Below are 23443 nucleotides of genomic sequence, written 5' to 3'. Positions count from 1 at the left end.
ACTCCCTTTTTATTCTTTAAATTAGTATAGCCTAACCTTAAATGAAATGTCAATAGAAATTTGCAGCCGGTTTTATAAATTATAAAAAAAAAGCCGCCTAAAACGCATGTTCTAGACAGCCTCATTTACTGCAGCGGCATAAATCCGTGCAAATTAAAATTACCAGCGGTAGTGAGCGAATGCCTTGTTGGCTTCGGCCATTTTGTGGGTATCTTCCTTCTTCTTGTAAGCGGTACCCGTATTGTTATATGCGTCCAAAAGTTCGGATGCCAAGCGCTCGCCCATTCCGCGGCCGCTTTTATTCCGCGCAGCGGTAATAACCCAGCGCATAGCCAAAGCTTCGCGGCGGCTGTCGCGGATTTCAATAGGAACCTGGTAGGTAGCGCCTCCGACACGGCGGGATTTTACTTCAACCATGGGTTTTACGTTATCGAGTGCCTTTAAAAATACTTCTAAGGGATCCTTTTCGGTTTTTGCCTTTAAGGTATCCAACGCTTCATAGATAATACGCGTACTTACCGCTTTTTTGCCGTCGAGCATCATGCGGCTTACAAACTTTGAAATAACCGTACTGTTATAGCGTGAATCGGGTAAAATGGGGCGATTGACGCTTTTATTTTTTCTTCCCATTTACTTCCTCCTATGCCTTGGGCCGTTTTGCACCGTATTTTGAACGTCCGCGTTTGCGGTCTTCCACACCGAGGGTATCTTTTGTACCTCTAATAATATGATAGCGCACACCGGGAAGATCTTTAACACGACCGCCGCGGATAAGCACAACGGAGTGTTCCTGCAAGTTGTGTCCGATGCCGGGAATATAGGCGGTTACTTCGATTCCGTTACTTAAACGTACACGGGCAACTTTACGAAGCGCCGAATTCGGCTTTTTAGGCGTAAAAGTCATAACACGTGTACATACACCACGTTTTTGAGGACAAGACTGAAGCGCGGGAGACTTCGTCCTGTACGTTACCGATTTACGACCCTGACGGATCAATTGATTAATTGTAGGCATGTGCCTTATTCTCCTATTTACTAAACCGGCCAGCACTCCGGCTAAAATACATATTAAACTTTCGTTGTTATTCAGTTGCACATCGCCGCCGAAAAAGAACTAAACCGGCGATGTTTTAACAGTATATCAAATACCGAAAGCTCCTGTCAATATACTAATCTTCTTCATTCTCCGTTTCATACAGACCGTCTTCCATTTCGGATTCCATATCCTTTTCAAGTTTCCGGCGCTCCAATACCTCATTCATTTGAATATCAAGGTCTACCGTATTTTCATCAAAAAGCTTGACATTGCGGTAATTACGAATACCCGTACCTGCCGGAATAAGGTGACCGATAATAACGTTTTCCTTTAATCCGCGCAAATTATCCGCAGCGCCGGCAATAGCCGCATTTGTCAAAACCCGGGTGGTTTCTTGGAAAGAAGCCGCCGCAATAAAGGAATCGATATTCAAAGACGCTTTTGTAATTCCCTGGAACATAGGACGGGCTATAGCGGGCTGACCGCCTTCGGCAATAACCTTTTTATTTTCTTCATGGAATTTGTACTTATCCACTTGTTGGCCGAAAATAAAGTGCGTATCGCCGACCGCAACGATTTCAACTTTTCTCAGCATTTGCCGCACGATAATACCGATATGCTTGTCGTTTATGCTTACCCCCTGCATACGGTACACTTCTTGGATTTCATCCATAAGGTAGGTTTGAAGCGCATGTTCACCCAAAATAGCCAAAATATCGTGGGGGCTGATGGAACCGTCGCATAATTGTTCTCCGGCTTCAACCGTGTCGCCGTCGCGCACTAAAAGCCGTTTAGTCATCGGCACCAAATGTTCAAAAATTTTACCGTATTTATCGACAACCGCAATAACGCGCTTACCCTTTGTAATACCCTTAAACTGCACGGTACCCGATATTTGCGCCAAAACGGTGGGGTTTTTCGGTTTACGCGCTTCAAACAACTCCGAAACACGCGGCAAACCGCCGGTTATATCGCTTGTTTTTGAAGATTCTTTTAGGGTTTTTGCCAAGGGCGTTCCGGCAGCAATTTTCACCTTGTCGTCAACCAAAAGAACCGCTCCTCCGGGAAGGTAATAGCTTCCCCGTTCGTTACCGGCTTCATCGGTAATTAAAATACGCGGCTGTTTGGTATCCAAATGCAAATCGGTAATACGCTTTTCGATATTTCCCGTTTCTTCGTCCAAATCTTCGGAAAGAGTCGAACCGGGAATAATATCCTCGTAGTGAACATAACCGGATACTTCGGCAATAATCGGGTCCGAAAAGGGGTCGAAGGTTGCAAGGGTTTGTCCGGCTTCAACATAATCGCCCGCCGAAACGGGTACCGTCGAACCGTTTTTAATTTCAACCTTTAAATCGTTGCTTGCCAAATACAGTTTTTTTCCGCGTACTATAATACGCGCCGCTTCGGGCGACAAGGTTTTTTTACCCTTAACTTCAAAAAGCGGCGTGTCTTTAAGCACACGATCTCCGTCCTGTACAAGCAAGGATGCGCCCGACACTGAAAATTCGTTTAAAATATGGGTTACATCCATAGATCCTTTACGGGTAAAAAGCAATGTTTTATCTTTCATAACAACATGCGTTCCCGAAATATTTTGGATTAAAACGGGATATTTTAAAACAATGCGGTTTTCTTCGCTTATCTTAGAAGCGGTTCCTCCGACGTGGAAAGTACGCATGGTTAACTGAGTACCCGGCTGACCGATTGATTGGGCGGCAATAATACCGACTGCTTCTCCGATTTCGACGATTTTATTGCGTGCGAGGTTACGGCCGTAGCATTTGCAGCATACGCCGTGACGCGATTCGCAGGTCAACACGGTGCGAAGTTTTACGGATTCCACACCGGCTGCATCGATTTTTTCAGCCAATTCATCGTCGATATATTCGTTTACATCGCATAAAAGTTCGCCCGTAATCGGGTGTAATACGCGCTCAAGCGTATAACGGCCGACAATACGGTCTTTTAAAGGCTCGATTATATCGTCTCCGTCTTTTATCGCCGTATATTCGATTCCGTTAATCGTACCGCAGTCTTCTTCGTTTATAACCACATCTTGGGCAATATCGACAAGACGGCGGGTAAGATAACCGGCGTCGGCGGTTTTTAAAGCGGTGTCTGCCAAACCCTTGCGCGCACCGTTTGTGGAAATAAAGAATTCGATAACCGAAAGACCTTCTTTAAAGTTTGCACGTATGGGTAATTCGATAATATCGCCGTTCGGCTTTGCCATAAGACCGCGCATACCCGCCAACTGACGGATTTGGTTGCGGCTTCCGCGCGCTCCGGAAGAAGCCATCATGTAAATCGTGTTAAAGCCCTCTTTGTCGTTTTCGAGCTTTTTCATCATAACATTTGTAAGTTCTTCGTTCGTTTTCGACCATACTTCGACGACACGGTTGTACCGTTCGTCCTGTGTGATGTGTCCCTGACGATATTGCTTCATAATGGAATCGACTTCTTTGTTTGCCTTTTCCATCATCGACGATTTTTCTTCGGGAACTAAAATATCGTCCATCGAGATGGTTGCGCCGAAAAAAGTTGCATAACGGTAGCCGACAGCTTTAATCGCATCGAGCATTTTTACGGTAAGCCAGGGGCCGCAGGTTTTATGTACTTTTTCGATAAGACGTTTTAACTCTTTGTCGCCCATCAATTTGTTTACAAATTCGGCTTCGGCGGGAAGTTCGTCGTTAAACACAATACGGCCGGCGGTTGTAGAAATGACTTCACCGTTATACGGAGCTTTTTTTATAGGCACTTTTATTTCGGCTTGCCAATCGATACTTTTGGATTCGGCGGCAAGCAAAGCTTCGTTTTCACTGCTAAAGCGCTTGCCCGTTCCTTTTCCGGAGGGTTTGATTTTGGTTAAATAGTAAATACCTAAAACCATATCCTGTGACGGATACACAATCGTTTTACCGTTTGCAGGGTCTAAAAGGTTTCGCGCCGAAAGCATCAATGTCCAGCATTCCATTTGTGCCGCCTGGGTAAGGGGCACGTGAACGGCCATCTGGTCGCCGTCGAAGTCCGCATTAAATGCGTGACAAACAAGCGGGTGCAAACGGATTGCCTTTCCTTCAACCAAAACGGGTTCAAAAGCTTGAATACCCAAACGGTGCAAGGTCGGAGCGCGGTTGAGCATAACCGGATGTTCGCGTACCACTTCATCCAAAATGGCAAACACTTCGCTCGATTCTTCTTCGACAAGGGTTTTCGCTTTTTTAATATTGAATACGATATCCTTATCGACCAGTTTTTTCATTATAAAGGGTTTGAACAACTCAAGCGCCATTTTTGTCGGCAATCCGCACTGCCACAGCTTTAATTCGGGACCGACACAGATAACCGATCGGCCGGAATAATCGACGCGCTTACCCAAAAGGTTTTGCCTAAAACGGCCCTGTTTACCCTTGAGCATATCGGAAATGGATTTAAGCGGACGGTTCGACGCACCCTTTACAACACGTTTGCGCTTGGAGTTGTCGAACAGGGAATCGACCGCTTCTTGAAGCATACGCTTTTCGTTGCAGATAATAATATCGGGTGCGTTCAATTGGATAAGCCGTTTTAAGCGGTTGTTGCGGTTGATAACGCGGCGGTATAAATCGTTTAAGTCCGACGTTGCAAAGCGGCCGCCGTCAAGCTGTACCATGGGGCGCAGTTCCGGCGGGATAACGGGAATTGCATCCAAAATCATCCACGAACACTTGTTTCCCGAAGAACGGAAATTCTCAACGATTGCAATGCGCTTTAACAAATGCTTGTCGCTTTTGGGGCCTTTTTCGATCATTTTAGCACGCAGCTCGGCGGCAAGTTCGTCAAGGTTTAAGTTTTCAAGCAGGGTTTTGATAGCTTCGGCACCCATACCGGCCGAAAAAGAACCGCCGTAACGTTCTTGAGCTTCCATATACTCGTCTTCGGTTAAAAGGCTCATCTTTTTTAAGTCGGTGTCGCCCGGATCGATGACAATGTATTTTTCATAGTATAATACGGAACGAAGAGCGGCAACCTGCAAGTCGAGCAAAAGCCCCATACGGCTGGGTACCGATCGATAGTACCAAATATGCGATACGGGGGCGGCAAGTTCAATATGTCCCATGCGTTCGCGGCGTACTTTAAAATGCGTTACTTCAACACCGCAGCGGTCGCAGATAACGCCCTTATAACGTACCGATTTAAACTTTCCGCAATAACACTCCCATTCTTTTGTGGTACCGAAAATCCGCTCGCAAAACAATCCGTCCTTTTCGGGACGAAGCGTGCGGTAATTTATGGTTTCCGGTTTTTTTACTTCACCGTATGACCATGCACGGATGGTTTCCGGCGAAGCAAGCTTTATCATCAGGCTGTCAAAATCTTGAATATCACGCATCTTTATCTCCTATAACAAAGAACTTTTCCGTAAAAGTGCGGCAAACAAACCGCAGCCCTTACTTAAAAGTTCGAGCCCGCCTTTGCTATGAGCTCTTCATCGCGTTCGGTAAGCGCTATTTGCTTGCCTTTTACATCATAGATGGTAAAATCGAGGGCAAGCCCGCGTAATTCCTGTACTAAAACGTTAAAGGATTCGGGAACGCCGGCAGCAGTGGACGGTTCGCCTTTTACAATCGATTCGTATATTTTGGATCGTCCGTTCATATCGTCGGATTTTATCGTCAATAACTCTTGCAAAGTATTCGCTGCCCCGTAAGCTTCGAGCGCCCATACTTCCATTTCTCCCAAACGCTGACCGCCGAATTGCGCTTTACCGCCCAAGGGCTGTTGGGTAACGAGCGAATACGGGCCGGTGGAACGGGCGTGCATTTTATCGTCTACCAAGTGATGCAGCTTTAAGTAATAAATAACGCCGACAAATACTTCGTTTTGGAAGGGATCTCCCGTGCGTCCGTCGCGCAATACCGCTTTTGAATTGGTTTTAAAGCCCGCCTTTTTAAGTTTTTCTTCAATCTGGTCTCTTGAAGGCGATTGGAAAACGGGAGACTCATACCATTCGTCAAGGAACAAGCCTGCAAGACCGAGTTCGGATTCGAGAATCTGACCGATATTCATGCGGGAAGGAACGCCCAAGGGGTTCAAACATACGTCAAGCGGCGTACCGTCTTCCAAATAAGGCATATCTTCAACCGGTAAAATACGGGCGACAATACCTTTGTTTCCGTGGCGGCCGGCCATTTTATCGCCTTCACGCAATTTGCGCTTTGTTGCAATCAATACTTTTACAACTTCATCTACACCCGGATTCAAATCGTCGCCTTCGGAGCGGCGCAACCGCTGAACGTCTATAACGGTTCCTTCAATTCCGTGCGGAATACGCAATGACGAATCGCGCACTTCTTTGGCTTTTTCACCGAAAATCGAATTAAGCAGTTTAAATTCGGGGGTAGTGTCGGTTTCGCTTTTGGGCGTTACCTTTCCTACCAAAATATCGCCCGAACGCACTTTCGCACCGATACGGATAATACCTTCGGCATCAAGATTATCTAAGGTTTTTTCACTTGTATTGGGAATATCACGGGTTATTTTTTCCGGTCCGAGTTTCGTTTCGCGAATCTCAATCGTAAATTCCTTAATGTGAATCGATGTAAACATATCGTCGCGGACAACACGCTGCGAAATCAATACGGCATCTTCGTAATTATATCCGTTCCAAGGCACAAAACCGACTAAAATATTGCGTCCCAAGGCAAGTTCGCCGTTTACCGTTGCCGGTCCGTCGGCAAGAACTTCGCCTTTTTTTATCTTTTGTCCGATTGCCACAACAGGCCGTTGATGATAACAAGTATCTTGGTTCGTGCGCTGATATTTTAACATCGTGTAGCGGTCAAAATCGTCGGCATCCTTTTGCTTATCGGGCTTTACTCGTATTTCTTCCGAGGTAAGATAGCTGACCGTTCCGGCCCGCTTTGCTTTTATAAGAACGCCCGAATCATAAGCGCATTTTGCTTCCATACCGGTTCCCACCCGCGGAGGTTCGGGAAATAAAAGAGGTACGGCTTGGCGCTGCATGTTACAGCCCATAAGGGCGCGGTTTGCGTCGTCATGCTCCAAAAAGGGAATAAGGGCCGCAGACACCGAAATAATCTGCTTGGGCGACACATCCATATATTGGACGTCTTTCGGGTTGCGAGAAGTATAATCACCGTAGTGTCGGCAGGCAATCCGTTCGGCGGCAAAAGAACCGTCCTCATTCATACTGACGGAAACCTGACCGATATAATAACGGTCTTCATCCATAGCCGACAAAAAGTCAACCTGATCCGTAGCTTTTCCGTTCTCAAGTTTGCGATACGGCGCTTCCAAAAATCCGTATTCGTTTACGCGTGTATAAATTGCAAGCGACACGATAAGACCGATATTCGGACCTTCGGGCGTTTCAATCGGACACATGCGGCCGTAGTGAGTATAGTGAACGTCGCGCACTTCAAAACCAGCGCGGTCGCGTGAAAGGCCGCCGGGACCCAAAGCGTTAAGACGGCGCTTGTGAGTAAGCTCGGCAAGCGGGTTTACTTGATCCATAAATTGGGAAAGCTGACTCGAACCGAAAAATTCTTTTATCGACGCGACTATCGGTTTTATTGAAATAAGATCCTGAGGCTTCATCGTTTCGGTTTCTTTAAGTCCCATGCGCTCTTTTGCGATACGTTCCATTCTGTTAAAAGCGGTTTTTAACTGATTTGTCATAAGTTCGCCGACGGAACGCACGCGCCGATTTCCCAAGTGGTCGATATCGTCTATATTTTCATCGCCGATATACACCTTCATAAGGAATTTCATCGTTGCGATAATATCTTGTTTTACCAAGGTATGTTCGGTTATCGGTTCTTTTACGTCGAATTTTTTATTCAGCTTGTAACGGCCGACTCTGCCCAAATCATAGCGGCGCGGCGAAAAAAACATGCTGTGCAGGTCTTTTTCGGCGACTTCCACAGTAATCGGCTCGCCGGGCATAAGCACTTGGTAAACCGCCGAAAGAGCGTCTTCAAGCGTAGGCTCATCCGATTGCGAGCCTTCTTTTACGAAGCGGATTTCTTCTCTGTCGAAACAGTTTATAATCATTTGGGAATCGAGGGACGTTTCCCCTTCAAATTTAATAACCGATAATGTTTTTATTTCGGGATATAAAAAAAGTTCATTTATATTGTGCGGCTGAAGTTTTTCGCTCGCACGAAATAATTTTTTTTGTTCGCCGGTTTCGCTGTCTTTTACATATACCGCATCGGCAAGAACTTTCCCTACTAAGGATTCTTTAAATTCGCGGGTATCTTTAAGTTTTATTTTTTCAACATCGTAAAACATACGGATAATTTCTTCTCGCGTACTGAAACCCAGTGCACGCAAAAAGATGGTTCCGAGAATGCGTTTTTTACGGTCGATTTTTGCATAAATAAGTTCTTTTTTTTGGTCTATCTCAAATTCAAGCCAGCTTCCGCGATAAGGAATAATGCGGCTTGAGTAAACGCCTTTTTCATGGTTAAAAATAACGCCGGGAGAACGGTGAATCTGAGAAACGACAACCCGTTCGGCACCGTTTATAATAAAGGTCCCCCGTTCGGTCATAAGCGGAATATCGCCCATATATATACTTTTTTGGCGAATTTCCCCCGTTTGCTGAAAAATCAAATTGATACGGGCTTTTAAAGGAACCGAATAGGTAAGCTCTTTTTGCTTACATTCCAATTCCGTATATTTGATATTTGCTTCATCCAGCTCGTAATATTCATATTCCAAAAGCATATCCCCGTTAGGACTTTCAATGGGGAATGTAGAACGGAAAACCTCTTCAAGACCCTGAACGGCAAGCGGCTTATGATTGTCGAGTTTTTCTCTTTGCAAAAAACCCTCATAAGACTGAAGCTGAATGTCTATCAGATTCGGCAGTTCCATAAAATTGCGGATATTTTTTCCTATGTATTGACGATTCACCGTCCGGCTTTTCGCGAACATTAAATCCCCCTTGCTTTTGCGTATAAACGGATATAGCTGTCTGAAAAACAATCTTTTTCAGACAGCATTTGTGTAATCTTAAATTTTAAATGTTTTGTACGGCACCGGGCCGTACAAAGAGCGATATTATGCAATCTTAACAACACCGCCGGCCGCTTCAAGCGTTTCTTTGATTTTAGCCGCTTCTTCCTTGGATACGCCTTCTTTAATGGGCTTGGGAGCGCCTTCAACCAAATCTTTTGCTTCTTTTAAGCCTAAGCCGGTAATTTCACGAACAGCCTTAATTGCCGCAATCTTTTTCGCCGGATCGGCGCTTTCCAAAGTCACGGTAAATTCGGACTGTTCATCCGCTCCGCCTGCTGCGGCACCGGCCGCACCGGCAGCGCCCGCTACCATAACCGGAGCTGCGGCGGTTACGCCGAATTTTTCTTCCATAGCTTTTACAAGCTCGGAAGCTTCAAGTACCGTCATAGATGCGATTGCATCAAGAATTTCATCTTTTGTAATTGCTGCCATTATTATCTTCTCCTTAAAATAGGCATTTTTTATCTACGCACAGGACGACAGCCACGAAGCCTGAGCCGTAATTACATTATCATTCCGCCGAAGGTGTTTCGGCAGGAGCGGCCGCTTCCGATGAAGCCGCCTGTTCCGATGAAGCGGACGTTTCGGCCGCTTCCGCTTTTACCGGTTCGGCAGACGCCGTTTTTTCAGCCGGGCCCGCATCGGCCGCCGCAGTTTCGGCGGCAGGAGGTGCAGCGTCGGCCTTAGGCGCACTTGCACCGGACGCTTCTTCGGCTTGGCGCTTTTCCACATAGGCAAGCAAAGTAGCTGCAAGTTTTTGCACGGGCGCATTGATGGTCGATGCGATCATAGCCAAAAGCTGCTGACGTCCGGGAAGTTTGGCAAAAGCTTCAATTTTTGCCGCATCATAAAGTTCATCATCGATATAAGCGCCCTTTACTTTTAAAGCGGGAGCTTCTTTTGCAAAATCAAACAGGATTTTTGCAACTTCATTTGCATCTTCTGCCGTCAATGCAATAGCCGTAGGTCCGGTTAAATACTCGGCGACATTTTCGATTTTCATTTCATCGAACACAACGCGCGCATACGTATTTTTTACAACCTTAAGCTTTGCATTTTTTTCACCGAGCTTGCGGCGCAAGCCGGTAATATGTTCAACGGTTAAACCGCGGTAATCCGCAAATATAAAACCTTTATATCCTTCAAAAACCGTCTTTGTCGCCGCTACCGCGTCAAGTTTTGCCGGCTGTATTTTTTTTGCCAAAATAGCCATTATTCCGCCTCCTTATAGTCAACCCAAACACCGGGTCCCATTGTAGAATTAACGGATACCGACTTAACATATCCGCCCTTCGCAGTAGAGGGGCGCTTGCGGGCAACTTCAGCTAAAAGCGCAGATATATTTTCAGCCACTTGAGATGCATCCATAGAAACCTTTCCTACCGGCATGTGAATAACACCGCCTTTGTCGGTACGGAATTCAACGCGGCCTTTTTTCAATTCGCCGATAGCCGCCGTTATATCGTTTGTAACGGTCCCCGTTTTCGGGTTCGGCATCAGCCCCTTACGGCCGAGTACCATACCGAGCCGTCCGACATCTTTCATCATATCGGGGGTTGCAACGGCTACATCAAAATCAAGCCATCCGCCCTTTACCTTTTCGATGTATTCATCGGCCCCGGCATAAGCGGCTCCGGCATCCAAAGCTTCTTTAATGCGGTCTTCTTTGCAAAAAACAAGCACTTTTTTTTCGCCGCGGAACTGATGGGGAAACACCAAGGTATCCCGAACGCTCTGACTTTTATCAAGTTTCAAACAAATATGCGCCTCAACGGTTTCATCGAATTGCGCATATTTAAGCTCTTTTACAAGTTCGCAAGCTTTTTGTACGTCATAAGCCTGCGAAGAATCATACTTTTTCAGTGATTCGCGATATTTTTTTCCGTGTTTCATACTACCGCTCCACCTCTACACCCATACTGCGCGCAGTACCGGCAACAATTTTTTTTGCAGCCTCAACATCGTTCGCATTAATGTCGGGCATCTTTGTTTTTGCAATTTCTTCAAGCTGGGCTTGGGTAAGTTTTGCAACCTTGTCTTTTAAAGGATTTCCCGATCCTTTTTCCAATCCCACAGCTTTTTTAATAAGTACGGCTGCAGGCGGAGTTTTCAAAATAAATGTAAAAGACTTATCTTGAAAAACGGTAATAACAACCGGTATTACAAGACCGGCTTCCATTGATTTTGTACGGTCGTTAAACTGTTGAACGAACTGAGGCGCGCTTACACCGTGCGGCCCCAGCGCAGGACCGATAGGCGGTGCGGGCGTTGCTTTTCCTGCCGGACACTGCAGTTTAATAACGGCCGTTACCTTTTTTTTTGCCATGTATTTCTCCTTATATTGGTATAGCAGGATTTATACCTGCTTAACGGGAGCCTTGGCAGCTCCCTCCCAAAACGGGATTTTATATTTTTTCTACTTGAGTAAGATCCACTTCAACGGGAGTAGCGCGGCCGAAAATACCGACAGTTACGCGCAGTTTGTTTTTTTCCAAATTGACTTCTTCAATCGCACCGGAAAAAGAAATAAAGGGACCGTCAATAATTTTAACCTGCTCTCCGACGGCAAAGGTTTGCTTTACGCGCGCGGTTTTTTCGCCCTTTATTTCGCCGGACTTTTGCAATAAAGCGATCGCTTCATCGCTGGAAATAGGCCGCGGCCGCACATTGCTGTTTGTACCGACAAAACCCGTTACTCCTTGTATGCGCCGAATTGCCGAACACACGGGCTTCCAGCCCAAATCGGGCAAATCGAGTTCTATCATAATGTAACCGGGCAAAAATTTCTTTGAAACGGTACGTTTTTTACCGTCACGTACTTCAACAACATCTTCTACCGGAACTTTTACATCCAGAATTACATCGGAGGAAAGATCGCCGTTTTCTATCATAGAACGTATGGTACGTTCTATTTTACCTTCATATCCGGAATAGGTATGAAGGATATACCATCCCTTCGCCATCAATATACCTAAAACATAAAATTGAAACCCGCTGTGAAAAGCATATCAAGTGCGCCTAACAAAACGGCAACAATCACAGTGGAAATCAATACGACTTTTACCGACGAAAAAACATCATCGCGTGCAGGCCACACAACCTTTTTCAACTCGGCAACAGATTCTTTAAAAAACTGGACGATTTTCATACACACCAGTCCCCGCTATTTATTAAGATACAGGCCAGGAAGGACTCGAACCCTCAACATTCGGTTTTGGAGACCGACGCTCTACCATTAGAGCTACTGACCTAAAACACGGCCACCGGCCGCCCCGCAGAGTCATTATTTGGCTTTTGTTTCTTTATGAACAATGTGCTTGCGGCAAAAAGGACAATATTTGCTTTTTTCAAGCTTTCCCTGAATATTTTTACGGTTTTTATAAGTAGTATAATTTTTGCGCTTACACTCCGAACATTGTAACGCAATGATTTCAACCGCTGTTTTTGCTTTTTTTGCCATTTACCTTTTCTCCTTCATGACTCCCAAAGGGATAAGCCTCCGAGCGGGATCGAACCGCTGACCTCAACCTTACCATGGTTGCGCTCTGCCGACTGAGCTACAGAGGCATTTTGCACGACTATCCCGTCTATGGCACATATGCCGAAACGAGATGTCCTGCAAGTATATAGAAGTTATATTCTTTTGTCAATAATGGCGAGAGAAAAACAAATAAAAAAATTGATAAAATCAATTAATAAGATCAATTCAAAAGCGACTTTGCATGATTTAATATATTGCAAACCGTAATACCGTAATCGTCCAATAATTCGGCGGTTAAGCCCGATTGGCCGAATCGGTCGTTTACAGCCACATGCGCCATTTTCACATCCGTTTTACCGAAAAGTTTATAAGCTACCGCTTCTCCGAGTCCGCCGTATTGATTTGCTTCTTCACAGATAAGCACACGGCCGTCGCAAGCCGCTACACTGTCAAAAATTGCATCCGTATCCAAGGGTTTTATCGTATGAATATTCAAAACGGTCGCGTGAATACCGTCCTTTTCAAGTTTTTCCGCAGCTTCAACCGCCATCGGGGTCATAATACCCGTTGCAACAATACATATGTCGTTTCCGTCACGCAGTTTTTGCGCTTTACCGATTTTAACGGCGGCATCGGCGGCGGTAACTATGGGCATAGGCTCACGGGATGTCCGCATATAAACAGGTCCCTGAAAGTGATACGCCGCTTCGACTAAGAGCTTTGTTTGATTATAATCACAGGGGCTTAATACGGTCATCTCCGGAATCGCGCGCATCAGTGCAATATCCTCGATACATTGATGCGTTCCGCCGTCACCGGCGGGGGTAATACCGGAATGGCTGCCGATAATTTTTACATTTGCCTTACTATACGCGACGGCATTGCGGATGATTTCAAAAGCCCGTCCTGCCGTAAACATTGCAAAAGAAGATGCAAAAGGCACATATCCGACCTTTGAAAAACCTGCAGCCATACCTATTAAGTTTTGTTCGGCTATGCCGGCTTCTATATAGCGTTCGGGAAAAGCGTTACGAAAAGTCAACGTACCGGTAGCATTTCCCAAATCCGCATCCAAAACGATTACATCCGAATATTTTTTACCGAGTTCTACCAAACCGTCCCCATATCCTTGCCGAGTTGCTTTTTTTTCATTCATTTTTATTTCCTTTCAAGCTCGTTCAAAGCTTGCTCCAATTGTTCGGCGGAAAGAGCTTTTCCATGCCATTCAAGTTTATTTTCCATAAAGGAAACCCCTTTTCCTTTTACCGTATTACATATAATACAAAGCGGTTTATCTTTTTCATGCGTATCCAATGCCGCTAACAACTCGTCATAACAATGACCGTTTACTTCCCGAACCGAAAAGCCGAAAGCGCCGAATTTTGCCTTTAGATCTCCCAATGATAAAATGTCCGTAACGGGTCCGTCCAATTGCAAACGATTATTGTCAACCAAAACGGTTAAATTATCCAAACGATAATGCGAAGCGGCCATAAAAGCTTCCCACGCAAGACCTTCCTGCAATTCTCCGTCCCCCGTCAAAACATACACTCGGTTCGCTTTTTTTGCCAACCGAAAACCTAAAGCCATACCGACGGCAACGGATATTCCCTGTCCCAAAGAACCGGTGCTGCAATCGACTCCGGGACACTTATTGCAATCGGGATGTCCTTGCAGAATGCTATGCAGTCTCCGCAATTTTTGTAATTCCGTTTTGGGAAAATATCCTTTGTCCGCTAAAATTGCATAATAGGGCGGATTCGCATGTCCTTTGCTTAAAACAAACCGATCGCGGGATTCGTCTTGCGGATTGTCCGAAAGTTTCATTTTGGAATAATATAATGCAACCATAATATCCGCGGCGGAAAGAGAACCGCCGGGATGTCCTGAACCTGCTTGACTTATCATCCGAAGAGAATCGCATCGAATTTGCCGAGCTTTTTCTTTTAAATATTCTGTGTCCATAATTCCTCCTTACACAGATATATCTCCGTTTTTAGATACTTTCATAAATAAAATCAAAGAAAGTATTGTAAACAGCATTAATATGGAAGAAATGGCACATGCTTTACCGTCCGTACCGCGCGATACCATTACATACACACCCAAATTAAGGGTTATGGTTTTGGAAGAATATAAAATAATAGATGAGGATAATTCGGTAATTAAAGTAACCCAACTCATAATGGCACCGGAAAGAATACCGCTGAACATCATGGGCACGGTAATACGTACCAAGGTTTTGGTTTTACCGGCGCCCAAACTGACGGCAGCTTCTTCTACGGAAAGAGGTATTTGTCCCAGCACCGCTACCGAGCTGCGGATTGTATACGGAATACGGCGCACAGACATGGCAATCATCATAATCATAGCCGTTCCCGTTAAAACAAGGGGGCCGCTGTTAAATGCCATAACCATTGCTATACCGACTACGGAACCGGGAATAATATAGGGCACCATTGAAAGCATATCGATAATATTATTGATAACATTATATCTTCGCACAACCAAATAAGAAATTAACACGGCAAGCACAACAACAATAACAAGTGCTCCGCCGCATATTTTTACGGTATTCCAAACGGCATTTCCCATAGTGTCAAACACTTGCTGATAATTCATAAAAGAATAACCCGGCTTAAACATATTTCCCGTTTTTGTTGTATTTCGAAAAGACAAATACACCAAATACACTTGCGGTATAAGAGATATCGTTACCAAGCCGTATGCATACATGTGAATCAAAATGCCGGCTAATAAAGAGGGCTTTTTGCGTTCGATACGGTGCATTGCGCTCATAGAATAACTCATTTTATTTGATAAATATTTTTGAAATAAAAACACAACAAGGGTAATAAGAATTGCAATGACGCTTATTGCTGCCGCAAAACTGTGATTAATACTGGTTTCACCGACATATTGATTATAAATTTCAACGGGGAAAGTGCGGTATCCTTCTCCTATAAGCAAGGGGGTTCCGAAATCGGCAAGCGAACGCATAAACACCATTAAAGCCGCCGCAAGTATCGACGGCATACAAAGAGGCAGTACGACAGAAACAAAGCGCCGCCAGCCGGTACGTCCCATATTTGCGGAAGCTTCAAGTAAAGAATTATCCATATTTTTTAAAGCACCGGAAACATATAAAAACACCAAAGAAAAGAGTCTGGTGGATAACACCAACAAAATACCTTTAAAACCGTAAATATTGGGCGGGACGATATTAAATGCGGATTTTATAAATTTTGTAATAAGTCCGGAACGCCCCAATAAAAGCACCCATGAATACGCGCCGATAAACGGAGCGGACATAGAGCTTAAAACAATTAAAATTTGCAGCACGTGCCGCCCTTTTATCTCATATATATTGTATAAGTAAGCCAAGGGTACGCCGACAACCAAACAAACGGCCGTAACACAAAGCGAAATTTTAAAACTGTTGAATAATGTGATAAAATAGTACGGATCGCTGAAAAATTGTTTAAAATATCGCAGCGTAAACGTACCGGTCGTATTATCACGGACCGATTGAGTAGTAACCCTTAAAACAGGATAGAGCATAAATACTACATACAGTGCAAGAATACACAAGCTGACGACAACCCATAGGTCAGGTTTTTTTGTTTTTACCATCATACTCCCCTTTTATTTTACAACAGTACACAAACCGTCAGCCGTAAATACATTTATCTTTTCCGTTTTTATTCCCAAATGAATCGGCGTTCCTTTTTCCAAAATTTCGTTAATTGTCGACTCTTGAATGATTTCTATGCGTCTACCGTTTGCCAAATCCGCAAAATAATGTGTATTCAATCCCAAAAAAGTACTATATGCTATAGAAGCCGGCAAACCCGAATCGTCCCGGCCTTCAAGCACAATAAATTCTTCGGGACGAACGGAAACAACTACATCCTGTCCGTCTTTTACATCGGCAAGATTCGCCATGGGGAAACGAACTCCGTCTTCAAACTCCAACCCCAGAAAACCCGCCGCATCGATAATCTTCGCATTAAGAATGTTGGTACGGCCGATAAACGTAGAAACAAATAAATTTTTCGGACGCTGATACAGGGCTTTAGGAGAACCGATTTGTTGAATTTCTCCCATATTCATAACCGCAATACGATCGGAAACGGCCATTGCTTCTTCCTGATCATGCGTTACATAAACCGTTGTAATACCCAGCTCATGCTGTATTTCTTTAATTACTTCCCGCATTTCAACACGCAGTTTGGCATCCAAATTACTTAAAGGTTCGTCCATTAACAAAACTTCCGGCTCAATCGCAAGTGCCCTGGCCAAAGCGACACGCTGCTGTTGTCCGCCGGACAAACGCTGGGGCAAGCGATCCTGATATTGATCTATTTTCATCAATTTCAAAAATTTTTGCGTTTGCCGTTTAATGTGCTCTTTCGGTAAGTGCTTGTTTTGCAAACCGAAGGCTACGTTTTTATATACCGTTAAATGCGGAAAAATGGCGTAATTTTGGAAAACCATACCTATGTTTCGTTTGGCCGGATCAAGATCATTTATCCTTCGGTCGCCGAAATAAAAATCGCCTCCTTCAATCGAATTAAAGCCGGCAATCATACGAAGCAGTGTCGTTTTTCCGCAGCCGGAAGGACCCAGTAACGTAAAAAATTCACCCGGATATATTTCAAGCGAAAGATCGGGAATAACAACATTCTCTTCATATTTTTTAAGTGCATGAGAAATTTTAATTCCAACATTCATATATAATCCTTGTACTTTGCAAGAGGAGCAAAACGCTCCTCTTGCTCATGTAATAGTAATACAGTATGCCGCTATAGGCTGAAAATCAGTGCTTTATTCTAAGGTTGTTCCAACGCGAAAAAATAGCTTTTTGATTATTTGCCAAAGCCATGGTGTCGGCCTCCAAATAATTGATGGCGGACAAATCGACAATATATTCGTTTTTTACGGATAATTTGGAAGCTGTGGCAGGCCGCGCTCCGGATTCCAAATATATTGCTTGACATTCATCGCTTTGAAGAAAATCCATAAACAATTTTGCATTATCCATGTTCGCGCATCCTTTGATAATTGCGGAACCGAACGCAATTGAAGTAACACCTTCACTGGGATAAACGATATGAACTCCCTGTGCGCCTTCGGACAGCATTTGTACGCATGCAGGTTCATAGGTAAGACCTACCGCATACTCGCCGTTGTAAACTCCCTTATACACAGCCGAAGAACCGCTTGTAATTACAAGATTATTCAACAACCGATCTACATATTCCCATGCCTTATCGTTATCCCAACCGCCGAAATCGGTCAAAATACATTGTAATTGATTCCACGCACTTGAGCTGCCTGTAGGATCCGCCGATGCAATAATGCCTTTTAAGCGAGGATCGAGAAGATCCGTATAACCTTTTATAACAATCCCTTTTTCTTTTTCTAAAGCATCGTTAACCCATAAACAGGGAATTTGCGTATCGTGATACGTTAAAACTCCGGTTGTGTTTTTAAACTCATTGGGCATAAGTTTATCGTTTGCGCAAACATAGTTTTCAAAGTAACTGCCGTAAGTCAGGGTATCCGCATAGACCAACCCGCCGAACATAACATCCGCTTGCGGATTTCCCGCTTCCGCTTGAATACGTGTTTTGCACTCGCCCGCTCCGGCTTGGGTATAATTGATTTTAATGTCCGGATATTTATTTTGGAAAGCGCCCATAATGGCATTGTACTGCAAATCACTTACGGTCGTATAAACATTTAATACGCCGGCAGCTTTACTGCCGCCCTTAGCCGTACCGCTTTGTTTTTTACAGCCTCCCAAAAATACTATCATAAGCACAACCGATAGTACCGCCATCATTTTTTTCATTGTTATTCTCCTCCTTGAAAAAAATAATATGATGTTGTTTTTATGTTTACTGCCTTAGGCAGACAACAACAATGTCATCCGATACGCTGCAAAAAGCATATCTAATACTGCTTACCTTCGTTCATAAAAGAATACCCTTTTTCATAGCCGGGAATCCCCGATCGGCCGCCGATTTTTGTACATTTAAGCGCCGCAACTGCCGAAGCAAATCGAATATTGGTATGTAAATCCATCCCCTCCAAAAAACCTACCAAAAAGGCTCCGTGAAAAACATCGCCCGCTCCTGTGGTATCGACAACCGGTACTCGGTATGCCGGAAAATGAACAACTTTTCCGTCTATCACGGCAAAGCAGCCCTCGCCTCCCTGTGTTCCGATTACTATTTTCGGCCCCCATTGAGCGATTTCCAATAATGCGGCCTTATAATCTTTTATCCCGGATACCCGTGTAGGATATTTCGCATTCATTATAAGAATATCAGTCATACCGGCCAGTATTTTATTTTTTTCATTGTCGGCTTGCATAGAACAACCGTCAAGAGAAACCGAAACCCCCGCTTTTTTTGCAATTTCCGCAGCTGCAAGGGCATTTTCATAACGAGTTCCGTCCAAGTGTACAATTTTTGCTTTGCAAATAAGGTCTTTTAATCGTTGATTCCATTCAATTGCAGATAAATTATCGGGATACGGAAATTTAGTCCGTGTTCCGTTTTGAGGATTAACCATTACATAAGACACGGAACTGCGGCCGCCGGATTCTAAAGAAATATAGTCGGTATTAACCCCGTCATCTTGTAAAAACCGCATTATTTTTATTCCTGCCGAATCGTCTGCAAGTTTTCCCGCCAAAGCGGAAGAATACCCTAAACGGGAGGCGGCAACCATTGCGGTAGCTGCAGCACCCCCTCCCTGTACATCAATGGCTGTAATATGAGTAGAACCGTCCTCAGGCGGGTAACATTCCACTGTGCACAAATAGTCGATACAATTATGTCCCACGCCGACAATCGACGGAAAATCATTCATCCGACACATCCTTTTTTTTTCTCATGGCAACCCCGGCATACAATGCATGAAGAACCGCAAATTGAGCAATCCGTTCATAGGTCGAATCTCCTTGCAGCATATAAGTTCCGCTTGTAGACACAAGACAATAATCCGATAACTTTGACAATGCGGACTCTTGTATATTGCTGATGCTGATTATAACGGCCCCTTTTTGCTTGGCAATCCGGACGGTTTCTACAATATCCTTTGTTTCGCCCGAACGGGAAATTGCCAAAACGACATCTCCTTTATTAAAATGCGCCATTTGCAAATATTCGAAATTAAATGAGGTTGTCATGTTTATGCGTATGCCGAGTTTACGAAAACTGTGCAAAGCACTGCGGGCAACAGCTGCAGCTCCTCCCATACCGAAAACTTCTACATAGGGGGCTGCCGTCAATGCATCGACGGCTTGCGACAACTGTTTTATATCAAGCACATCCATAGTATCGCTTAATGCGTCTATACAGCCGTAAAAAACTTTATTTTTAATATTTTCAATCGTATCCGACTCATCCAATTTGCGTAAATCGGGAATCCTGCCGGTGTTTAAAATATATTCTTGTGTTAAAGCGGCTTTAAATTTCTTTAACCCCGTATATCCCACACGATGAAAAAAACGCACAACCGTCGCTTCGCTGACACGCGCCGCTTCCGCCAATTCCCGTATATTTTTGTTTAAAACGGCTTTCGGCATATTTAAAACATATTGTGCAACCTTCGTTTCGGATGAGCTAAGCTTATTCAAAGAGCTGCGAATGTGTATTTCCCATAACGGAGTTTTTGAAATAGTAACATCTTTCAAACAAATATCCCTATGCGATAATATAATTAGGATAACAGCACTTTCAAAATCTGTCAACAAAATTGAAAAAAAAATGTCAAATGAAACCGTGCAACAAAAATCCATGTTTTTGCAACAAATCCGGCTGTTTTTCTCGGCAACTTGGGACTAGTCTATTATTTAGCAGGAAACAATCTTATGGAAAACGTAAAAAAAGATATGACCGAATCTTTTTCATTGTCGAAAAAAATAAAAAATACAATCATTAATACACTGACAAATCCGTATAACATTCTTGTATTTTTTTCGGTCGTCATTTTGGTGCTCCTTGTCGTCATTCCCCTAACGGAAATGATTATAACGACATTGCAAGTCGCCGCAAAAGATGTATCGCGTATAAAAGGTGTATCCGCCGGGGACTGGACTTTTTATTATTGGAAAAGGGTTTTAGCCAGCACTATTTCACAAAATATGTTATACAAACCCCTGTTGCACTCATTATGCATAGCAATTGCGGTATCTTTTTTCAGTATTGCAATAGGAGGTTCTATAGCATGGCTGTTAATACGAAGCGACATTCCCTGCAAAAGATTTTTTTCTCTTGTCGTTATCATTCCTTATATGATTCCTTCATGGTGTAAATCTATGGCATGGATAGCCGTTTTTAAAACATCCAGAATAGGCGGCAGTCTCGGCTTTCTTTCATTTTTAGGTATTGTCCCGCCCGATTGGCTTGCATACGGTCCCATTGCCATTATTTGTGTTTTAACCGTTCATTATTATGCATACGCATATTTGCTCGTTTCGGCAGCATTGCGGTCAATCAATTCCGAACTCGAAGAACAAGGAGAAATGCTGGGTGCTTCGAAACTGTTGATTTTACGAAAAATAACATTTCCCCTTGTAATGCCGGCACTGCTTTCATCTTTTATTCTCATTTTTTCAAAGGCAATGGGAACCTTCGGAGTTCCCGCTTATCTGGGTTTAAAAGTGGGCTATTATACGATATCAACCATGCTCTATACGGCAATAAAACAGCAGCAAACGGCAACGGCGTATGTTATTTCTCTCATACTCATCGATATTGCCGCTATTGTTATATATATCAATCAATTAATAATCGGTAAACGAAAATCGTATGCTACAATAGGCGGTAAGGGCGGTAAAAGCAATCTTATTCCTTTAAATCATTCAAAAATACCTATAATGATTTTTTTCTTCATTTTTCTTGCCGCAGGTGTGCTTTTACCGGTGGGTATTCTTGTATTACAAAGTTTGACTTTAAAACTCGGAGATTACAGTTTGCATAATTTAACCTTGCACTACTGGTTTGGAAAAGGCAATCCGCAGATTTACTACGGAACGCCGGGTATTTTAAAGAATCCCGCATTTTACGCTGTCTTATGGAATTCTCTTAAACTTGTTATAGTAGCTTCTTTGGCGGCTACATGTTTGGGTCAGCTTATCGGCTATATTATTTCCCGCGGCCGTAAACTCAAATCCGGCAGACTTGTCGAACAATTGGCTTTTATCCCCTATCTTATTCCTTCCATAGCTTTCGGAGCGATGTATCTTTCCATGTTTTCCGTCGAAAGAGCCGTATTTATATTCGGCCATAAAATAGTACTGTTTCCCGTACTGTACGGAACATTCGGACTGCTTGTTTTGGTTACAACAATCAAAAACCTTCCTTTTTCCAGCAGGGCAGGAGCGGCTAATATGATACAATTAAGCATAGAGCTTGAAGAAGCCGGGAAAATAGCAGGAGCAGGATTCGGTATGCGCTTACGAAAAATCGTTTTTCCCTTGTCAAAAAGCGGATTTATAAGCGGCTTTTTACTTGTTTTTATGGCAATTATGAAAGAATTGGATTTAATAGTTCTTTTAGTATCGCCGAAAACACAAACTCTTCCTTATTTAACTTATTATTACATGTCCGGCGGTATGGAGCAGCATGCAAACGCATCCGCCGTACTGATGTTTTTAATTGTGTATGCCGTTTATTGGATTGCAAACAAATTCTTTAAAGCGGATATAAGCGCCGGTTTTTAATAAGCGTTTTAACAGGAGAAATAACATGAGTAAAATAGAATTGCATAATATCAATAAATATTACGGAAACAATCACGTTCTCAAAGATATTAATCTTGTCGTAGAAGACGGAGAGTTTATGACCCTTTTAGGGCCTTCAGGCTGCGGCAAAACCACAACGCTGCGGGTCGTTGCCGGATTGGAAAAACCCCAAAGCGGTTCCATATCGCTCGACACAAAAGAAATCGTCAATGCTGCCGAACAATATTTTGAAGAGCCGGGTAAGCGCAATATGGATTTGGTTTTTCAATCTTACGCTTTATGGCCGCATATGACCGTTTTTGATAATGTTGCGTTCGGGCTTGTTGTAAAAAAAGTGCCGAAACAACAGATAAAAGAAAAAGTAACGAATGCGCTTGAACGTATGCGGATCTCCGAATTTGCATCGCGTTACCCCGGTGAATTGTCCGGCGGACAACAACAGCGTGTCGCAATTGCACGCGCAATTGTATCGACACCGAAGGTATTGTTATTGGACGAACCCTTATCAAACCTCGATGCAAAACTTCGCATAGATATGCGCTCCGAAATAAAGCGTTTACACCATGAAATGGGAACGACTATTCTGTATGTTACACACGATCAAGTAGAAGCGCTGACAATGTCTTCAAAGATCGCGATTTTTTTTCACGGAGAATTGGAACAAGTTGCCGCTCCGATGGAAATATATCAAAACCCCGCATCATTGAGAGTCGCCGACTTTATAGGTAATCCGAAAATCAACTTTATCGATGCAAGTGCGGAACGAAAAGACGGTCATATCGAAATTCGCTCCGAACTGGGCACCTTTACCGCATTACCCGAACTTCTCACCCAAGAGGTTCCCGACGACAAACAATTTGATTGTACAATAGGCATACGGCCTGAAAAAATTTGCATTACTAAAGAAAAAAACGGAATAAAAGCATACGTATACAGTGTACAACCGGCCGGCTCCGAAACGATTATTAATTTAAAAGTCGGCAATACCGCTCTTTTAGTAAAAGATTTGGGTATACAAACATATAAAATGGATCAAGAAGTATATATTTCATTTGATCCGCATAAAACAAATGTATTTTTAAAGCAAACGGGAAAACTTATAAAAAAAGCAATGCTTGATTAGGGTATTTTC

The 23443-nt window shown here is 43.6% G+C and carries 20 protein-coding genes and 2 tRNA genes; 2 read left to right on the top strand and 20 right to left on the bottom strand.

The genetic code is table 11. The features are described from left to right. Positions 1-159: 159 nt before the first annotated feature. From rpsG to H0R92_RS12015, 20 genes are all read right to left on the bottom strand, one after another. Positions 160-630 carry a 30S ribosomal protein S7 gene (gene rpsG, locus H0R92_RS12110; RefSeq protein ID WP_432965201.1) on the bottom strand — a complete coding sequence of 157 codons (471 nt, stop codon included), beginning with the start codon at positions 628-630 and terminating at the stop codon, positions 160-162. Between the two features lie 10 nt (positions 631-640). Then, a complete protein-coding gene (gene rpsL, locus H0R92_RS12105) occupies positions 641-1015 on the bottom strand; it encodes a 30S ribosomal protein S12 (protein ID WP_432965198.1) in 375 nt (124 codons plus the stop codon). A gap of 154 nt (positions 1016-1169) precedes the next feature. Beyond that, entirely contained in the window at positions 1170-5414 is a 4245-nt protein-coding gene (rpoC, locus tag H0R92_RS12100; RefSeq protein WP_432965195.1) for a DNA-directed RNA polymerase subunit beta', read from the bottom strand. A gap of 62 nt (positions 5415-5476) precedes the next feature. Further along, positions 5477-8986 (bottom strand): DNA-directed RNA polymerase subunit beta, encoded by a 3510-nt coding sequence (gene rpoB, locus H0R92_RS12095; protein ID WP_432965192.1) that lies wholly within the window; start codon positions 8984-8986, stop codon positions 5477-5479. Between the two features lie 126 nt (positions 8987-9112). After that, positions 9113-9502, bottom strand: a complete 390-nt coding sequence (gene rplL / locus H0R92_RS12090; protein ID WP_432965189.1) for a 50S ribosomal protein L7/L12 — start codon at positions 9500-9502, stop codon at positions 9113-9115. Between the two features lie 79 nt (positions 9503-9581). Continuing rightward, positions 9582-10283 (bottom strand): 50S ribosomal protein L10, encoded by a 702-nt coding sequence (gene rplJ / locus H0R92_RS12085; RefSeq protein ID WP_432965186.1) that lies wholly within the window; start codon positions 10281-10283, stop codon positions 9582-9584. Continuing rightward, complete coding sequence (gene rplA, locus H0R92_RS12080) at positions 10283-10963, bottom strand: 50S ribosomal protein L1 (RefSeq protein ID WP_432965183.1); 681 nt, start codon at positions 10961-10963, stop codon at positions 10283-10285. Before rplA ends, rplJ begins: the two co-directional genes overlap by 1 nt. 1 nt (position 10964) lies before the next feature. Beyond that, a complete protein-coding gene (gene rplK / locus H0R92_RS12075; protein ID WP_432965180.1) occupies positions 10965-11396 on the bottom strand; it encodes a 50S ribosomal protein L11 in 432 nt (143 codons plus the stop codon). Positions 11397-11475: 79 nt separating this feature from the next. Next, positions 11476-12033, bottom strand: coding sequence for a transcription termination/antitermination protein NusG (nusG, locus tag H0R92_RS12070; RefSeq protein WP_432965177.1), 558 nt, complete (start codon positions 12031-12033; stop codon positions 11476-11478). 8 nt (positions 12034-12041) lie between these two features. Beyond that, complete coding sequence (secE, locus tag H0R92_RS12065) at positions 12042-12218, bottom strand: preprotein translocase subunit SecE (RefSeq protein WP_432965174.1); 177 nt, start codon at positions 12216-12218, stop codon at positions 12042-12044. Positions 12219-12248: 30 nt separating this feature from the next. Further along, positions 12249-12321: transfer RNA gene (locus H0R92_RS12060), tRNA-Trp, on the bottom strand. Positions 12322-12353: 32 nt separating this feature from the next. Further along, complete coding sequence (gene rpmG, locus H0R92_RS12055) at positions 12354-12530, bottom strand: 50S ribosomal protein L33 (protein ID WP_432965171.1); 177 nt, start codon at positions 12528-12530, stop codon at positions 12354-12356. A gap of 34 nt (positions 12531-12564) precedes the next feature. After that, positions 12565-12637 (bottom strand) — tRNA-Thr (locus tag H0R92_RS12050). Between the two features lie 134 nt (positions 12638-12771). Continuing rightward, positions 12772-13707 carry a transketolase family protein gene (locus H0R92_RS12045; RefSeq protein ID WP_432965168.1) on the bottom strand — a complete coding sequence of 312 codons (936 nt, stop codon included), beginning with the start codon at positions 13705-13707 and terminating at the stop codon, positions 12772-12774. A gap of 2 nt (positions 13708-13709) precedes the next feature. Beyond that, positions 13710-14516 (bottom strand): transketolase, encoded by an 807-nt coding sequence (locus H0R92_RS12040; protein ID WP_432965165.1) that lies wholly within the window; start codon positions 14514-14516, stop codon positions 13710-13712. 9 nt (positions 14517-14525) lie between these two features. Next, positions 14526-16187, bottom strand: coding sequence for an ABC transporter permease (locus H0R92_RS12035; protein ID WP_432965163.1), 1662 nt, complete (start codon positions 16185-16187; stop codon positions 14526-14528). A 9-nt stretch (positions 16188-16196) separates the two neighbouring features. Further along, entirely contained in the window at positions 16197-17285 is a 1089-nt protein-coding gene (locus H0R92_RS12030) for an ABC transporter ATP-binding protein (protein WP_432965160.1), read from the bottom strand. An 85-nt stretch (positions 17286-17370) separates the two neighbouring features. Beyond that, positions 17371-18408 carry an extracellular solute-binding protein gene (locus H0R92_RS12025; protein ID WP_432965157.1) on the bottom strand — a complete coding sequence of 346 codons (1038 nt, stop codon included), beginning with the start codon at positions 18406-18408 and terminating at the stop codon, positions 17371-17373. A gap of 101 nt (positions 18409-18509) precedes the next feature. Continuing rightward, on the bottom strand, positions 18510-19433 hold the full coding sequence (locus tag H0R92_RS12020; protein WP_432965154.1) for a carbohydrate kinase family protein: 924 nt from the start codon (positions 19431-19433) through the stop codon (positions 18510-18512). Next, on the bottom strand, positions 19426-20259 hold the full coding sequence (locus H0R92_RS12015; protein ID WP_432965151.1) for a MurR/RpiR family transcriptional regulator: 834 nt from the start codon (positions 20257-20259) through the stop codon (positions 19426-19428). The genes H0R92_RS12020 and H0R92_RS12015 overlap by 8 nt, the downstream gene beginning before the upstream one ends. Positions 20260-20436: 177 nt before the next feature. Here H0R92_RS12015 and H0R92_RS12010 point away from each other — a divergent pair, with 177 nt between their 5' ends. Together H0R92_RS12010 and H0R92_RS12005 are read left to right on the top strand one after the other, a co-directional pair. Further along, a complete protein-coding gene (locus H0R92_RS12010) occupies positions 20437-22290 on the top strand; it encodes an ABC transporter permease (protein ID WP_432965148.1) in 1854 nt (617 codons plus the stop codon). 25 nt (positions 22291-22315) lie between these two features. After that, positions 22316-23434 (top strand): ABC transporter ATP-binding protein, encoded by a 1119-nt coding sequence (locus tag H0R92_RS12005; protein ID WP_432965145.1) that lies wholly within the window; start codon positions 22316-22318, stop codon positions 23432-23434. The last annotated feature ends 9 nt before the right edge of the window (positions 23435-23443 follow it).

Origin of the sequence: Treponema sp. OMZ 840, from assembly GCF_050937815.1 — a bacterium.
Lineage (GTDB): Bacteria > Spirochaetota > Spirochaetia > Treponematales > Treponemataceae > Treponema_C.
This window is presented reverse-complemented; position numbering and strand designations above follow the sequence as displayed.

Coding starts and splice junctions, on each gene's coding strand:
- rpsG (WP_432965201.1), bottom strand. CDS start 630: ATGGGAAGAAAAAATAAAAGCGTCAATCGCCCCATTTTACCCGATTCA.
- rpsL (WP_432965198.1), bottom strand. CDS start 1,015: ATGCCTACAATTAATCAATTGATCCGTCAGGGTCGTAAATCGGTAACG.
- rpoC (WP_432965195.1), bottom strand. CDS start 5,414: ATGCGTGATATTCAAGATTTTGACAGCCTGATGATAAAGCTTGCTTCG.
- rpoB (WP_432965192.1), bottom strand. CDS start 8,986: ATGTTCGCGAAAAGCCGGACGGTGAATCGTCAATACATAGGAAAAAAT.
- rplL (WP_432965189.1), bottom strand. CDS start 9,502: ATGGCAGCAATTACAAAAGATGAAATTCTTGATGCAATCGCATCTATG.
- rplJ (WP_432965186.1), bottom strand. CDS start 10,283: ATGGCTATTTTGGCAAAAAAAATACAGCCGGCAAAACTTGACGCGGTA.
- rplA (WP_432965183.1), bottom strand. CDS start 10,963: ATGAAACACGGAAAAAAATATCGCGAATCACTGAAAAAGTATGATTCT.
- rplK (WP_432965180.1), bottom strand. CDS start 11,396: ATGGCAAAAAAAAAGGTAACGGCCGTTATTAAACTGCAGTGTCCGGCA.
- nusG (WP_432965177.1), bottom strand. CDS start 12,033: ATGGCGAAGGGATGGTATATCCTTCATACCTATTCCGGATATGAAGGT.
- secE (WP_432965174.1), bottom strand. CDS start 12,218: ATGAAAATCGTCCAGTTTTTTAAAGAATCTGTTGCCGAGTTGAAAAAG.
- rpmG (WP_432965171.1), bottom strand. CDS start 12,530: ATGGCAAAAAAAGCAAAAACAGCGGTTGAAATCATTGCGTTACAATGT.
- H0R92_RS12045 (WP_432965168.1), bottom strand. CDS start 13,707: ATGAATGAAAAAAAAGCAACTCGGCAAGGATATGGGGACGGTTTGGTA.
- H0R92_RS12040 (WP_432965165.1), bottom strand. CDS start 14,516: ATGGACACAGAATATTTAAAAGAAAAAGCTCGGCAAATTCGATGCGAT.
- H0R92_RS12035 (WP_432965163.1), bottom strand. CDS start 16,187: ATGATGGTAAAAACAAAAAAACCTGACCTATGGGTTGTCGTCAGCTTG.
- H0R92_RS12030 (WP_432965160.1), bottom strand. CDS start 17,285: ATGAATGTTGGAATTAAAATTTCTCATGCACTTAAAAAATATGAAGAG.
- H0R92_RS12025 (WP_432965157.1), bottom strand. CDS start 18,408: ATGAAAAAAATGATGGCGGTACTATCGGTTGTGCTTATGATAGTATTT.
- H0R92_RS12020 (WP_432965154.1), bottom strand. CDS start 19,433: ATGAATGATTTTCCGTCGATTGTCGGCGTGGGACATAATTGTATCGAC.
- H0R92_RS12010 (WP_432965148.1), top strand. CDS start 20,437: ATGGAAAACGTAAAAAAAGATATGACCGAATCTTTTTCATTGTCGAAA.
- H0R92_RS12005 (WP_432965145.1), top strand. CDS start 22,316: ATGAGTAAAATAGAATTGCATAATATCAATAAATATTACGGAAACAAT.